At 63.2% G+C, this 13690-nt stretch carries 13 protein-coding genes; 9 read left to right on the top strand and 4 right to left on the bottom strand.

The window, feature by feature from the left end; genetic code table 11:
• Positions 1–62 precede the first annotated feature (62 nt).
• From RA302_RS16940 to RA302_RS16930, 3 genes are all read left to right on the top strand, one after another.
• Positions 63–401 carry a TfoX/Sxy family protein gene (locus tag RA302_RS16940; RefSeq protein WP_003941748.1) on the top strand — a complete coding sequence of 113 codons (339 nt, stop codon included), beginning with the start codon at positions 63–65 and terminating at the stop codon, positions 399–401.
• A 36-nt stretch (positions 402–437) separates the two neighbouring features.
• On the top strand, positions 438–1802 hold the full coding sequence (locus RA302_RS16935; RefSeq protein WP_042452844.1) for a DNA polymerase IV: 1365 nt from the start codon (positions 438–440) through the stop codon (positions 1800–1802).
• A gap of 131 nt (positions 1803–1933) precedes the next feature.
• A complete protein-coding gene (locus tag RA302_RS16930) occupies positions 1934–2425 on the top strand; it encodes a hypothetical protein (RefSeq protein WP_256261690.1) in 492 nt (163 codons plus the stop codon).
• Positions 2426–2508: 83 nt separating this feature from the next.
• On the opposite strand, the gene RA302_RS16925 is transcribed toward RA302_RS16930, so the two are convergent.
• From RA302_RS16925 to RA302_RS16915, 3 genes are all read right to left on the bottom strand, one after another.
• Positions 2509–3900, bottom strand: a complete 1392-nt coding sequence (locus RA302_RS16925) for a glutamate decarboxylase (protein WP_070160650.1) — start codon at positions 3898–3900, stop codon at positions 2509–2511.
• Positions 3901–4042: 142 nt separating this feature from the next.
• Positions 4043–4810 carry a sensor domain-containing protein gene (locus RA302_RS16920; RefSeq protein WP_235808431.1) on the bottom strand — a complete coding sequence of 256 codons (768 nt, stop codon included), beginning with the start codon at positions 4808–4810 and terminating at the stop codon, positions 4043–4045.
• Positions 4807–5733, bottom strand: coding sequence for a hypothetical protein (locus RA302_RS16915; RefSeq protein ID WP_058226941.1), 927 nt, complete (start codon positions 5731–5733; stop codon positions 4807–4809). Before RA302_RS16915 ends, RA302_RS16920 begins: the two co-directional genes overlap by 4 nt.
• A 167-nt stretch (positions 5734–5900) precedes the next feature.
• Between RA302_RS16915 and lspA the strand changes: the two genes are divergently transcribed.
• The 5 genes from lspA (at position 5901) to dnaE (ending at position 12677) form a co-directional block, all read left to right on the top strand.
• Complete coding sequence (lspA, locus tag RA302_RS16910) at positions 5901–6488, top strand: signal peptidase II (protein ID WP_228402286.1); 588 nt, start codon at positions 5901–5903, stop codon at positions 6486–6488.
• Positions 6485–7411 (top strand): RluA family pseudouridine synthase, encoded by a 927-nt coding sequence (locus tag RA302_RS16905; RefSeq protein WP_007733161.1) that lies wholly within the window; start codon positions 6485–6487, stop codon positions 7409–7411. The genes lspA and RA302_RS16905 overlap by 4 nt, the downstream gene beginning before the upstream one ends.
• Positions 7408–8091 carry a hypothetical protein gene (locus tag RA302_RS16900; protein WP_007733159.1) on the top strand — a complete coding sequence of 228 codons (684 nt, stop codon included), beginning with the start codon at positions 7408–7410 and terminating at the stop codon, positions 8089–8091. Before RA302_RS16905 ends, RA302_RS16900 begins: the two co-directional genes overlap by 4 nt.
• 11 nt (positions 8092–8102) lie before the next feature.
• Entirely contained in the window at positions 8103–9041 is a 939-nt protein-coding gene (gene rarD / locus RA302_RS16895; RefSeq protein ID WP_070160654.1) for an EamA family transporter RarD, read from the top strand.
• Positions 9042–9140: 99 nt separating this feature from the next.
• The gene (gene dnaE, locus RA302_RS16890; RefSeq protein WP_003941755.1) at positions 9141–12677 is read left to right on the top strand and encodes a DNA polymerase III subunit alpha; all 3537 of its coding nucleotides are present in this window, start codon (positions 9141–9143) and stop codon (positions 12675–12677) included.
• Between the two features lie 92 nt (positions 12678–12769).
• Here the strand turns inward: dnaE and RA302_RS16885 are convergent, their stop codons facing one another.
• On the bottom strand, positions 12770–13003 hold the full coding sequence (locus tag RA302_RS16885) for a hypothetical protein (protein ID WP_003941759.1): 234 nt from the start codon (positions 13001–13003) through the stop codon (positions 12770–12772).
• Between the two features lie 186 nt (positions 13004–13189).
• On the opposite strand from RA302_RS16885, the gene RA302_RS16880 reads away from it, so the two are divergent.
• Positions 13190–13624, top strand: a complete 435-nt coding sequence (locus RA302_RS16880) for a nitroreductase family deazaflavin-dependent oxidoreductase (RefSeq protein WP_003941666.1) — start codon at positions 13190–13192, stop codon at positions 13622–13624.
• Positions 13625–13690: the final 66 nt, after the last annotated feature.

Below are 13690 nucleotides of genomic sequence, written 5' to 3'. Positions count from 1 at the left end.
CATAGCTACTCCGGCTCCCCGATGAATGTCTGTATGTCGGGGTGCCGGAGTAGTTTGCTCTCATGAGCACGAGCAAGGAAACCGTGGCGCGCATTCTCGAGCAGTTGGAACCGCTCGACGTGCGGGCAAGGGCGATGTTCGGCGAGTACGGACTGTATTGCGACGAGAAGATCGTGGGCTTGATCTGCGGAGACGTCCTGTTCGTCAAACCCACCGAGGTCAGTACGGAGTTCGGATCAGAGGCCGATCTGGCTCCGCCGTACCCGGGAGCGAAGGATTATTACCGGGTGACGGAGGAACGGTTGCAGGACCTCGATCACCTGCACGCCTTCATTCAACGGACTGCCGACGTATTGCCCCTGCCGAAGAAGAAGTCGCCGAAGAAGAAGGCGCGGACGTAAATTCTGCACCTACTTTTGAGAGAACCGTAACGCCCGATGAATCAAGGTGATCCCACACGAAGTCGTAGGTGGGTGCTGCATCTCGACATGGATGCGTTTTTCGCTTCCGCCGAGCAGTTGACGCGTCCCACTCTGCGAGGTCGCCCGGTGCTGGTCGGCGGCTTGGGCGGGCGCGGGGTGGTGGCCGGGGCAAGTTACGAAGCGAGAGTTTTCGGTGCGCGATCGGCAATGCCGATGCATCAAGCACGCCGGATGGTCGGTGGTGGAGCGGTGGTATTGCCGCCACGGATGTCCCTGTACTCGGTTCTCAGTAAACGCACGTTCGACGCGTTGCGCCTTCGTATGCCGATCCTCGAGCAACTGTCGGTGGACGAGGCTTTCGGGGAACCGGTGGAGTTGGCCGGTGTCGGAGCTGACGAGGTCCGCGCGTTTTGCGAGGACCTGCGGGCGTTGATCAAAGCCGAGACCGGGTTGGTCGCTTCGATCGGTGCCGGCGCAGGTAAGCAGGTGGCCAAGATCGCGTCGGGACTGGCAAAACCCGACGGCGTCGCAGTGATTCCTCCCGGGATGCAGCACGAGTTGCTCGATCCGCTTCCGGTGCGAAAGCTGTGGGGGATCGGTCCCGTCGCCGAGGAAAAACTCAAGCGTCTCGGGATCGAAACCATCGGTGGGTTTGCCCGCACACCCATAGCGGAGGTGGCGTCGATACTGGGAACCACTGTCGGTCCGGGGTTGCATCGGCTTGCGCAGGGGATCGACGATCGGCCGGTCGCCGAGCGTGCCGAATCCAAGCAGATCAGCGCGGAATCCACGTTCGCCGCAGACATCGTCACCATGGCGCAACTGCGCGCCGCCGTCGAAAGTAGTGGTCGTGCAGCATTTTCCAGGCTGGAGAAGGACGGAAGAGCTGCTCGCACCGTCGTACTGAAGCTCAAGAAGTCCGATATGAGTATCTTGACTCGATCCGTGACGCTGCCGTTTGCCACCATCGACCGCCAAATCCTCATCGCGACTGCGCAGAAACAGGTCATCGATCCACAGGAATTGGGGCCGATTCGCCTGGTCGGTGTGGGATTCGCCGGTTTGTCCACCGTTCGGCAAGGATCACTTTTTCCCGAGTTGGATCAGGACGTTCCCGGCTATCCGGTCGAGACTCTCACGGGCGCCCTCGATGAGGCCGAACTCGACGTTCCGGTGGCAGCACGTGTCCCTCAGCGCTACTGGCACCCCGGTTTGGACGTGAAGCATCCAGAATACGGACACGGTTGGGTGCAGGGCGCCGGGCACGGTGTGGTGACGGTTCGCTTCGAAACCCGTTCCAGCGGAACGGGAATCGCCAAAACCTTTGCCGAATCCGATGAGGTGCTCGAGGTAGCAGATGCGGTCGACAGCCTTCTCTGAGGATGTCCTTAGACTTTTTCCGCTTACCGTTGGGTAATGTTGTCGACGATCCTCGAGCAAGCACGATGTTCGACTGACGCTCGAATGTGAACACCCGAATGGATAGGACTGAGAAGTTGAAGCTTCAGAAGATGACCGTTGCAGCAGTGGCGATCGCAGCAGCCCTCACGATGACCGCTTGTAGCTCGGGTGAAAAGGAAGCATCACCCACCACGTCATCGAAGACCACGACGGCTACCACCACGCCCTCCGGCGATCCCGCTCCCGAGCTCCCGACCTCTGCTGAGCTCAACGGCAAGGTCGCCCAGGCACTCGACGAGAGCGTTCCGGCCGCAGACAAGGTCAACCTCGTCCAGGGCGCCGAGGCTGATCCCGAGCTCATCAACCAGGTCGCCGCTGCCGCCAAGGCTGCCGGCGCGCAGGTCGAGATCCTCGACCCGGTCACCGACACAGGCAGCGAGACGGCAGCAGCTTCGCTGAACATCGTCGTCAACGGCCAGCCGCTGCAGCAGGGCCTGCAGGCTTCGTTCGTCTACGAAGACGGCGTCTGGAAGCTCTCGAAGACCACCGCTTGCCAGATCGTCGGCGTTGCAGGTCTGACCTCGCCGGCTTGCGCTGCTTGATCTCTCGGTAACACCTGAAACACCAGAGCGGCCGCCGACTCCCGAAGGGGAGTGGGCGGCCGCTCTTCACGCGGTAAGCGACGTCAGTGATGGAATCCCTCGGTGACGCGCGGCCGCGGCATCGGGCTGTCCAGTTCGTCGAGGAACGCGGTTTCCTCTTCGATGATGCGCAGCAGATTGGCCGCCAGGTCCATGCTCAGTCCGTTACGAACCACGATGCGCTGCACTGTCAGATCCGCGAGATCGTCCGGCATGGGGTAGGCCGGCACCAACCAGCCCTTGCCTCGCAACCGGTCCGAGAGGTCGTACAACGTCCAGTTGGACGTGTGCCCCTCGGCGAGGCGCCACGCGAAGACCGGGATGTCGGAACCGTCGTTCCACAGTTCGAACGCGTCGAGTTTCCCGATCCCTTCGGCGAGAAATTTCGCCACGTCCTGGGAGGACTGCTGGATCGCGCGATAGCCGTCGTGGCCGAGACGCAGGAACAAGTAGAACTGCAGGATCACCTGAGCGCCGGGACGCGAGAAGTTCAGTGCGAAGGTCGGCATACTGCCGCCGAGGTAGCTCACCTTGAAGACGAGGTCGTCGGGAAGTAGATCCTGCGATCGCCAGACCACCCAGCCGAGGCCGGGGTAGACGAGCCCGTACTTGTGCGCCGAGGTGTTGATGGAGTGGACGCGCGGGAGCCGGAAATCCCATTCGAGTTCGGGCTGAAGGAACGGTGCGATCATCGCACCGGAAGCGCCGTCGACGTGGATGGGGACGTCGAGTCCCGTCTTCGTCTGGATCGCATCGAGTGCCTTCGAGATTTCCAGGACCGGCTCGTACATCCCGGTGTACGTGACGCCCATGATCGCGACGACGCCGATGGTGTTCTCGTCGACGTACTTGTCCAGATCGTGACCGTCGAGGGTGCGGTGTTCCTCGCTGATCGGCACGTAACGCGCTTCGACGTCCCAGTAGTTGCAGAACTTCTCCCAGCACACCTGGACCGCGGAACTCATGATGAGATTTGGCTTTTCGGTGGACTTGCCCGCGGCTTTTCGTGCGTGCTGCCAGCGTCGTTTCATCGCCAGGCCGCCGAGCATGCAGGCTTCGGACGAACCGATCGTCGAGGTGCCGATTGCGTCCTTGGGGGAGGGTGAGTGCCAGAGGTCGGCAAGGATGCGCCAGCAATAGGTTTCGATCGCGGCGGTCTGCGGATACTCGTCCTTGTCGATCATGTTCTTGTCGAACGACTCGGCATACAGTTTGGTGGCGTGATCGTCCATCCACGTGCTGACGAACGTCGCGAGATTGAGCCGCGCATTGCCGTCGAGCATCGTTTCGTCGTGGACGATCTGATACGCGGTCTCGGGAAGCATGCCGTCGGGTTCGAGTGTGTACTTCGATGCAACCGAATCCTCGCCAGGCCTCGAGAAGATCGGATTGACGGCTACGTAATCGGTGTGATCTGACCTTCTGGGTTCCGGCATGAACTCTGGCTCCTCACATCAGTGTGTCGCGTTGGTCTGTTTCGTACCTACTCTCACCGTTCAGTGTGGACGGGCAGTTGTCAAAGGGTCTGTGGTCCCGAATCATTCGCGAAAGGCCGAGACAGGACGAATCCGCTCGTAGTCAGGGCGTTTGTGCGCGCAGGCGATCTGCGGCGGCCGATGCCATCGAGTGGAGAACATCGGGGGCGATCGGACTCGGCGCCGTCGCGGACAGCTGAGTCAACGTCGTCCCGACTGCGGCCACGATCGCGTCGGCAACCAAGGTGAAACCGCCACTCTCCGTGATGATTCGGAAAGCGAAAGACGCGTCGCCGATGTTCGGGTCCGACGCTCCGCCGACGCGATAGGTGATGGTCGTTCCGTCGGCATCGGTTCCCGAATACTCCGCACACCCGGCCAGCGTGGTCTGAAGTTTCTCGAAAGCTGCTGCTGCCGCGGTGCCGTCGGCGTACGAAGCAGAGTCCTGATCGATGCTCGTGAAATCGGGGCCGGTGAACATGTCGGAGAGGTCGGCGACCGATCCGGGAGCCTGGGTGGCTATCGGCGCCAGAACCTGGGCGCAGACGGCGGGGTCGGTGCTCGACTTGTCCGCCTCCGAATTTTCCGGCGCCGGTGCGAGGCCGAGGTCGTCGACCGGGTCGGGAACTACGTCGAAGTCGGCAGGTAGCTCGGACAGGGTGAGCGCGGCTCGTTGCAGGCCGTCACGGTCGAGAGGCGCCCCGCTCAGCGGTGCGGCCGGAGCAGCCGTGAACGGCGCCAAGCCGACCTGTGGGGCGGAAACCTGCGTAGTCGTGTCGGCACCAGGCGAGTCGTCCGAGCCGCAACCGGTCACGACGAACAGTGCCGCCGTTGCGGTCAGACCAAGTGCGAGAAGCGACCGGCGTGTCACGATTCCCACCGAATGCTGTTGGAGATGGTCTGCCGGATCACCGAGGAGCTGTCCGGGTCGCCGTATGCCTGGTCGCCGCCGACGGTCATCTGTCCGTCGATCGGCAAGGGGAGTGAGAGGTCGACGGTGAGGTTTCCGGAACCGGCCATGACGTACTGATCGATGTTCAGCGTTCCGGCGTCACCGGCCAGGTTCCAGACCGGGCTCTGCGGGGTCTGCGATACGTCCACCGCGAGCGAAAGCCGATTGCCCTCGCGCGCGGTGAGCGTGACGGTGGTTGTCTGATCGAGCAGGATTTCGCTGCTGACTTGCTGCCGAACCACCCAACGTGCGCCGACACCGACCGGAGCGTCGGGGAGTGCAACGGTCCGGTAGACCGCTTGGCCCAGCGCTTGTTCGATTGCAGCGCGGGCAGCATTGGCCGAGTTGGCGGAGGGCTTCAACCGTAGGGCGGTGATGGCGCCCGAATCCGTGACCGACAATCCGGCCGCAGACCCGTCGGCCCCGCTCAGCGCAGCCTGCAGCGTTGCATCGGGCGAGGTCATCGACGACAGCGTGAGGTCAACGACTGCGGTGGGATCGTCAGCGGTCACGTTTGCCGAGAGCGGGATCGTGATCTCCGGCGAAGAGAAATCCTGCGCCGGTTGTTGATCGATCTGCTGACTCACGACGGCCTGGGTGACGAGCGTCGCCGTCTGCGTGGTGCCGACAGGCAAGTTCGTACGCAAAACCTCGCGCGGCTCGCTTCCCGCCTCGAGAACTTCGACCGTCGCGGCGGTCACCGGAACAGTCACCTCACTCGGCGAGGAGGTCGGGGTGTTCGGAGGTTGATCCGACTCGCCGCAAGCGGTGAGAACGGTGGTGAGAGCGAGGGCAGCGAGGGCGAACGGAACGCGTCGGCCGGTCGTGGACAGCAGTGGCACGCGCTCCAGGCTAGCCGCAGTTGCAGAGTGCGTGACCCGGTGCGGTGAACATGAGGGATGATGGTTGCGTGAGTACAGACCACCCAGACCGAGATGTCAACGCGGAGGATCAGCCGATTACCGAAATCTCGAAGGCCGACGAGCCCGAAACCGTGAAACCGGAAGCCGTGAAATCGGAAGACGGTGACCTGGCGGTTGCGCCGGTCGAAAAGCCCCGCCGGCTGACCATGCTCATTGCCATCGCCGCTGTCATCCTGCTCTCGGACATTCTCACGAAGGTGTGGGCAGTCGCCGCGGTCAAACCGGGGCAGCCGATCGAAATCATCGGTGACGTGGTCACATTCACGATGGTGCGCAATCCGGGGGCAGCGTTCTCGATGGCGACGTCGATGACGTGGATCCTCACTCTCGTCGCAATCGGTGTGGTCATCGGTGTGATCAAGATCGGTCGCACGCTCCGATCACCGTGGTGGGCGCTCGGTCTCGGCCTCGTTCTCGGCGGCGCGCTGGGTAACCTCGTCGACCGATTCTTCCGCTCTCCCGGAATCATGCGCGGACATGTGGTGGATTTCGTCTCCGTCGGCTGGTGGCCGGTGTTCAACATCGCGGATTCCGCGATCGTCTGTGGCGCGATTCTGCTCGTCGTCCTGACACTGTTCGGCTTCGAACCCAACGGTGAACGCCTGCGTGATCACAAGGCGGACGACAAGAAGCTCACCGAATCGAAGGCTGCAGCCGAGGGAGAAACCAAGTGAGGGAATCCCGTTCGATGCCAGTGCCCGACGGTCTCGATGCCATGCGCGTCGATGCCGGCCTCGCGCGCCTTCTCGGACTCTCGCGCACCGTGGTCGCGACACTCGCGGAAGAAGGCTCGGTACTCGTCGACGGTGTGGCCGTCGGCAAGTCCGATCGTCTGACCGCAGGGTCGTGGCTCGAGGTAGTCCTGCCCGAACCGCCGCGGCCCCTGACCATCGAAGCGACACCGGTCGAGGGAATGGAGATCCTCTACGCCGACGACGACGTCGTGGCAGTCGACAAGCCCGTCGGAGTTGCCGCGCACGCCAGCGTCGGGTGGACGGGACCGACCGTCATCGGCGGACTTGCCGCGGCCGGTTTCCGCATCTCGACGTCCGGTGCCCACGAGCGTCAGGGCATCGTCCACCGTCTGGACGTCGGAACGTCGGGTGTCATGGTGGTTGCCACATCCGAGCGCGCGTACACGTTGCTCAAGCGCGCTTTCAAGCAGCGGACCATCGACAAGCGCTACCACGCTCTCGTGCAGGGACATCCCGACCCGAGCAGCGGAACGATCGACGCGCCCATCGGACGCCATCACGGGAACGACTGGCGATTCACGGTCACGGCCGACGGCAAGCCCAGCGTCACGCACTACGACACCATCGAGGCGTTCCAGGCAGCGAGTCTGCTGGACGTGCACCTCGAAACCGGTCGCACACACCAGATCCGTGTCCACTTTTCGGCGTTGCGCCATCCGTGCTGCGGCGACCTGACTTACGGCGCGGACCCTCGACTTGCCGAAAGGCTCGGCCTCGAGCGCCAGTGGCTGCACGCCGTGTCTCTTGGATTCGCACATCCGGCGGACGGTCGCTGGGTCGAGATCAAGAGCAAGTACCCGAAGGATCTCGAACACGCACTCGAAGTTCTCCGGTCCTCATGACACCGCGCGGGCTTACCCCCGCGCCGGCCGTCGTCGCGGTGGTGGTCGGTGTGGCGGCGGTGGTGGGCGTGGGGTTCGCGAATCCCGTGCCGACCCCGCCGATCCGGACGGACACTCTGGGTCCGGACAGTGGGGAAGCTGTCCCGGACTACCTCGACCGAGCGCGAGATTCTGTTGCGTCGGTCGACGGGCCGGTGTGGGCGTTGGTCTCGTTCACGAAGGCACTCACCGTCGACGAGGTCATCACGTCGACCAGCAGTGTTCAGGTGCCGGGCGCTGAGGTCTCGGGCGTTCGCGTGTCCAGGGTCATGTTCCGAGTTCCGATCGAGCGCGTCCAGACGCCGCTCATGTCGGTGCCCGTTCCCGACAACGACGAAGCAGTGCGCAGATCGCCCGGTGTTGCAGCCACGCGACTGGTCTCGCTCGGCGGCGACACCGATCGCCAGCAACAGGTGGCGCTCGCGTCGGCGAAGCAATTGTCCGCCGGGTGCGCCTGCGCGGTGGGCGTGCTGGTGCGAGCTACTCCCGAAGGACTCGAAGCGATCGAACATGACTCGAACGTCCGTGCAGTGGAAGCGTTGCCGTCCGACGCCTCGCCGTGGTTGGCAGCCGTCCGTCCCTTGCTGCCGGAGTACGTGGACGTCGTTGCTCCCGGCCCCGACGATGGTCCGGTCCCGTGAACTCCGGTTCTTTGAACAAGGACGAACGCGCCGAGTCCCGTTCGTCCTCGGGGATCTTCTACGGTGTGGCGGCTTTCCTGTTGTGGGGAACGTTCCCGGCCTTCTTCGGATTACTCGACTTCGCCGATCCGGTCGAGATCCTGGCGCACCGGGTGGTGTGGACCCTTCTGTTGATGCTGATCGTGTTGGCCTTTGCCGGCCGCCTCGGATCGCTTCGCGGAATCAGCGCACGCACCTGGCTGCTGGTGACCGCGGCGTCAGCGGCGATCGCCGTGAACTGGGGCACGTACATCTATGCCGTGGTGTCAGGCCGCGTCGTGGAGGCGGCTCTCGGGTACTTCATCAACCCGCTGGTCACCGTTCTGCTCGGCGTCGTGATCTTCCGCGAACGATTGCGCCGCGCTCAGATCGCCGCGCTCGTTCTCGCTGCCACGGCAGTTGTCGTGATCACGGTCGACTTCGGGAAACCCCCGATCGTCGCTTTGCTGCTCGCCGGCTCGTTTGCCACCTATGGGTTGGTCAAGAAGGTGGTTCCGCTCGATCCTCGAACCAGTTTGACTGCCGAGGGCGTCGTTGCCGCGCCGTTCGCGGTCGGCTACCTCGTGTTTCTCGGCCTGACCGGGGCCGGTGCATTCATCAGCAGCGGTACCGGGCACAGCCTGTTGCTGCTTGCCGCCGGCCCGGTCACCGCGCTGCCGCTGCTCCTGTTCGGCGTCGCCGCTCAGAGAGTTCCGTTGGCGACGATGGGCATGCTGCAGTACCTCACCCCGGCGCTCCAGATGGCGTGGGGTGTGGCCGTCATGCACGAGGACATGCCGGCCTCACGCTGGATCGGCTTCGTTCTGATCTGGGCTGCACTGGTGATCTTCACGACAGACACCTTCGTCGCCGGTCGACGTTCGCGGCGTTCGGTGAGGTCGAGCGCCGAACCCGAGGTTCCGGTCACGTGACCGGAGGCGGCGCACGGCGACTCCGCTACGTCGGTCGCCGGTCGTGTCGGCAGCGCGGCATACACTCGATCTCGCTCCCAGACCTTCAGAGAGGCGCACGTGGCTGACTCGTTCGTACATCTTCACAATCACACCGAGTACTCGATGCTCGACGGTGCGGCCAAGGTCGGCGCCATGTTCGAGGAGGCCGCTCGTCTCGAAATGACCGCTGTCGGCATGACCGACCACGGAAACATGTACGGCGCCAGCCAGTTCTACAACGAGGCAAAGAGCGCCGGCATCAAGCCGATCATCGGCATCGAGGCGTACATCGCACCCGAGTCTCGCTTCAACACCAAGCGAGTTCTCTGGGGAGATCGCAGCCAGAAGTCCGACGACGTCTCCGGTAGCGGTGCGTACACCCACATGACGATGGTGGCCGAGAACGCGACCGGACTCCGCAATCTCTTCAAGCTGTCGTCGCTCGCGTCCATCGAGGGCCAGCTCGGTAAATGGCCACGGATGGACGAGGAGCTCATCGCCGCGCACGCCGAGGGCATCATCGCGACCACGGGTTGCCCGTCCGGTGAGATCCAGACCCGCCTTCGTCTCGGTCACGATCGCGAGGCTCTCGAAGCTGCCGCGAAGTGGCAGGAGATCTGGGGCCCGGACAACTTCTTCCTCGAACTGATGGATCACGGTCTCTCGATCGAGCGCCGTGTGCGAGAGGGTCTGCTCGACATCGGCAAGCAACTCGGTATTCCGCCACTTGCCACCAACGACTGCCATTACGTCACCAAGGACGCCGCCGAGAATCACGAGGCGCTGCTCTGCATTCAGACCGGCAAGACGCTCTCCGACCCCACTCGCTTCAAGTTCGACGGCGACGGCTACTACCTCAAGTCCGCTGCCGAGATGCGCGCCATCTGGGACAACGAGGTACCGGGGGCATGCGACAACACCGTTGCCATCGGCGAGCGTGTGCAGTCGTACGAGGACGTGTGGGCGTTCCACGACCGCATGCCGATCTTCCCGGTCCCGGAGGGACACACGCAGCAGACCTTCCTGCGCGCCGAGGTGATGCGCGGACTCGATCGCCGCTTCCCGAGCGGACCGCCGCAGGAGTACCTCGCCCGCGCCGACTACGAGATCGGCGTCATCAACGAAATGGGCTTCCCGGCCTACTTCCTCGTGGTCGGCGACCTGATCAACCACGCCAAGGACGTCGGGATCCGTGTCGGGCCCGGCCGTGGATCGGCTGCCGGTTCGTTGGTGGCCTACGCGATGGGTATCACCAACATCGACCCCATCCCGTACGGGTTGCTGTTCGAGCGATTCCTCAACCCCGAGCGTGTGTCCATGCCCGATATCGATATCGACTTCGATGATCGCCGTCGCGGCGAGATGGTTCGCTACGCGACGGACAAGTGGGGCAACGACAAGGTCGCCCAGGTCATCACCTTCGGCACCATCAAGACCAAGGCTGCCATCAAGGACTCGGCTCGCGTCCAGTTCGGCAAGCCGGGCTTTGCCATCGCCGATCAGATCACCAAGGCGCTCCCGCCGCCCATCATGGCCAAGGACATCTCGGTTTCCGGTATCACCGACCCGAAGCACGAGCGGTACAAGGAGGCAGTCGAGGTTCGAGCGCTCATCGACTCCAGCCCGGACGTCGCGAAGATCTACAAGACCGCGGTGGGTCTGGAAGGGCTGATCCGCAACGCCGGTGTGCACGCCTGCGCGGTCATCATGTCGTCCGAACCGCTCACCGACGCAATCCCGGTCTGGAAGCGCGCCCAGGACGGCGCCATCATCACCGGGTGGGACTACCCCTCGTGTGAAGCCATCGGCCTGCTCAAGATGGACTTCCTCGGTCTGCGAAACCTCACGGTTATCGGCGACACGCTCGAGAACATCAAAGCCAACCGCGGCATCGACCTCGACCTCGACACGTTGCCGATGGACGATGCGGCAACATACGAACTGCTCGCCCGCGGTGACACTCTCGGTGTGTTCCAGCTCGACGGCGGCGGTATGCGCGAGTTGCTGAAACTGATGCAGCCCACCGGATTCGGCGACATCGTCGCCGCCTTGGCGCTGTATCGACCGGGACCGATGGGTGTGGACGCCCACATCTCGTACGCCAAGCGCAAGAACGCCTTGGAAGACGTCAAGCCGATTCACCCCGAACTGGAGGAGCCGCTCGCGGAGATCCTCTCCGAGACCTACGGCCTGATCATCTACCAGGAGCAGATCATGCAACTGGCGCAGAAGGTGGCCGGGTACACCCTGGGTCAGGCCGACTTGCTGCGTCGCGCCATGGGTAAGAAGAAGCTGTCCGAGCTGGAAAAGGCCTACGCCGGCTTCCGGCAGGGCATGTTGGACAACAACTTCAGCGAAGCCGCCATCAAGGCGCTGTGGGACACGGTCCTTCCCTTCGCCGGCTACGCGTTCAACAAGTCGCACTCCGCCGGCTACGGACTCGTGTCGTACTGGACTGCGTACCTCAAGGCGAACTACCCGGCCGAGTACATGGCGGGTCTGCTGACCTCCGTCGGTGACGACAAGGACAAGTCCGCGATCTACCTCGCCGACTGCCGCAAGTTGGGCATCACCGTTCTCCCGCCGGACGTCAACGAGTCACGCGTCGACTTCGCGACCGTCGGCGACGACATCCGTTTCGGTATGGGGTCGGTGCGCAACGTCGGCGCCAACGTCGTCGCCTCGATCATCAAGGCGCGCACCGAGAAGTCGAAGTTCACAGATTTCTCCGACTATCTCGGCAAGATCGACGCGATGGCTTGCAACAAGAAGGTCACCGAATCGCTCATCAAGGCCGGTGCTTTCGACTCGTTGGGTCATCCGCGCAAGGGCCTGATGTTGGTCCATGCCGACGCCATCGACTCCGTGATGAGCACCAAGAAGGCGGAGGCGATCGGACAGTTCGACCTCTTCGGCGGTGCCGAGGCGGACGAGTCGATCACCTCGGTGTTCGACGTCAAGATTCCTGACGAAGAGTGGGATTCCAAGCATCGCCTGGCGCTCGAACGAGAGATGCTGGGGCTGTATGTCTCCGGTCACCCGCTCAACGGCGTCGAGCACATTCTTCGCCAGCAGTCCGACACGTCCATCGCCGCGATTTTGGAAGGCGGCGTCCAGGACGGTGCCCAGGTAACTCTCGGCGGCATCATCGCCTCGGTGGACCGCCGGGTCAACAAGAACGGTCTGACCTGGTGCATCGTGCAGCTCGAAGATCTCGTGGGTGGAATCGAGGTGCTGTTCTTCCCGCAGGCGTACGCCGTGTACGGAATGGACATCGCCGAGGATGCCATCGTGTTGGTCAAGGCTCGCGTTTCGATCCGAGACGATCGGATGTCACTGATCGGCAACGACCTTGCGGTACCTGATATTTCGGCGATCGGGGTTGCGCGTCCGCTGTCGGTCTCGCTGCCGCTTCGGCAATGCACCAAGGACAAGCTCAGTGCTCTCAAGCAGGTGTTGACCAGGCATCCGGGGACGTCCGATGTCCATGTCCGACTGATCGGCGGAACCGAAATCAGCTTGTGGAAGGTCGACGACGTCCTTCGGGTCGAACCGTCCTCGGCACTGATGGGCGACCTGAAGGCATTGCTCGGACCGAGTTGCCTGACGGTCTGACCGCCGAGCGGACCTGAACCGAACGAAGGGACCTTGCTGCTGATGCAGCAAGGTCCCTTCGTGGTTCGCGGGAGTTCGGGGGAGTGCGGTGATCAGGTGGTGCGTGAGTAGTGCACGCGCCGTACCCACCACGTGACTACAGCGGCCGTTGCGGCAGTCAGTACGGCCACCTGCATCGACTGCGTGACGGCACCGGCGACGACGAACAGCACGAACCCGACCACGAGAGCTTCGATCTTGTACAGCGGCCACCGAGTTCCGGCCAGATCGACGCAATAGTCGGGGGAGGGGCGTGATTCGCGAGTGGAGATATCGGCGGTGGTCATCTCGTCCCTTTCTGATACGGCTGTTCGAAGCTGTGGTTTCAGAGTAGCCAGAGATGAGAGTTCGGGCAAGCGAACTTTATTGATCGGCAGCTCACTTAATCGATCAACCAGGGGAGTGCGCGGGCGACAGGCCTGGTCGGCGTGGTTCGGTGGCCAAGGTGCTCGAGTGGGTGTTCACTGGTACACATGCCAATCACAGGTGAGTACGAACCCAGTCCAGCGTCGTGGGCCGCCGATCAGGTCGCACGCATCGAGAACTCCGGTGGCACCGAGGGAAACGACATGAACGGCATGCCCGTCGTCGTTCTCACGACCATCGGGGCAAAGTCCGGCAAGGTCAGGAAGACGCCGCTGATGCGGGTCGAGCACGACGGTTCGTATGCCGTTGTGGCTTCGCTCGGTGGCGCCCCGAAGAATCCGGTCTGGTACTACAACGTCAAAGCCGACCCGCACGTCACGCTGCGTGACGCGACGCAGGTCTTCGACCTGGTTGCTCGGGAAGTCACCGGCGACGAGAAGGCGGTCTGGTGGGAGCGCGCTGTCGCTGCGTACCCCGACTACGCCGATTATCAGACGAAGACCGATCGTGAGATTCCGGTGTTCGTGCTCGAACCCAAGTAACCCCGCATTCCACAAGAAGCGCTGCATCAATCACAAGTAAATCGTCACTCCCGGGGGTCGGCGATC

Origin of the sequence: Rhodococcus sp. DN22 (genome assembly GCF_036669995.1) — a bacterium.
Lineage (GTDB): Bacteria > Actinomycetota > Actinomycetes > Mycobacteriales > Mycobacteriaceae > Rhodococcus_F > Rhodococcus_F erythropolis.
This window is presented reverse-complemented; position numbering and strand designations above follow the sequence as displayed.

Bases quoted from the DNA above. Each gene is read 5' to 3' on its own strand.
- RA302_RS16940 (WP_003941748.1), top strand. From the start codon at position 63: ATGAGCACGAGCAAGGAAACCGTGGCGCGCATTCTCGAGCAGTTGGAA.
- RA302_RS16935 (WP_042452844.1), top strand. From the start codon at position 438: ATGAATCAAGGTGATCCCACACGAAGTCGTAGGTGGGTGCTGCATCTC.
- RA302_RS16930 (WP_256261690.1), top strand. From the start codon at position 1,934: ATGACCGTTGCAGCAGTGGCGATCGCAGCAGCCCTCACGATGACCGCT.
- RA302_RS16925 (WP_070160650.1), bottom strand. From the start codon at position 3,900: ATGCCGGAACCCAGAAGGTCAGATCACACCGATTACGTAGCCGTCAAT.
- RA302_RS16900 (WP_007733159.1), top strand. From the start codon at position 7,408: ATGACACCGCGCGGGCTTACCCCCGCGCCGGCCGTCGTCGCGGTGGTG.
- RA302_RS16885 (WP_003941759.1), bottom strand. From the start codon at position 13,003: ATGACCACCGCCGATATCTCCACTCGCGAATCACGCCCCTCCCCCGAC.
- RA302_RS16880 (WP_003941666.1), top strand. From the start codon at position 13,190: ATGCCAATCACAGGTGAGTACGAACCCAGTCCAGCGTCGTGGGCCGCC.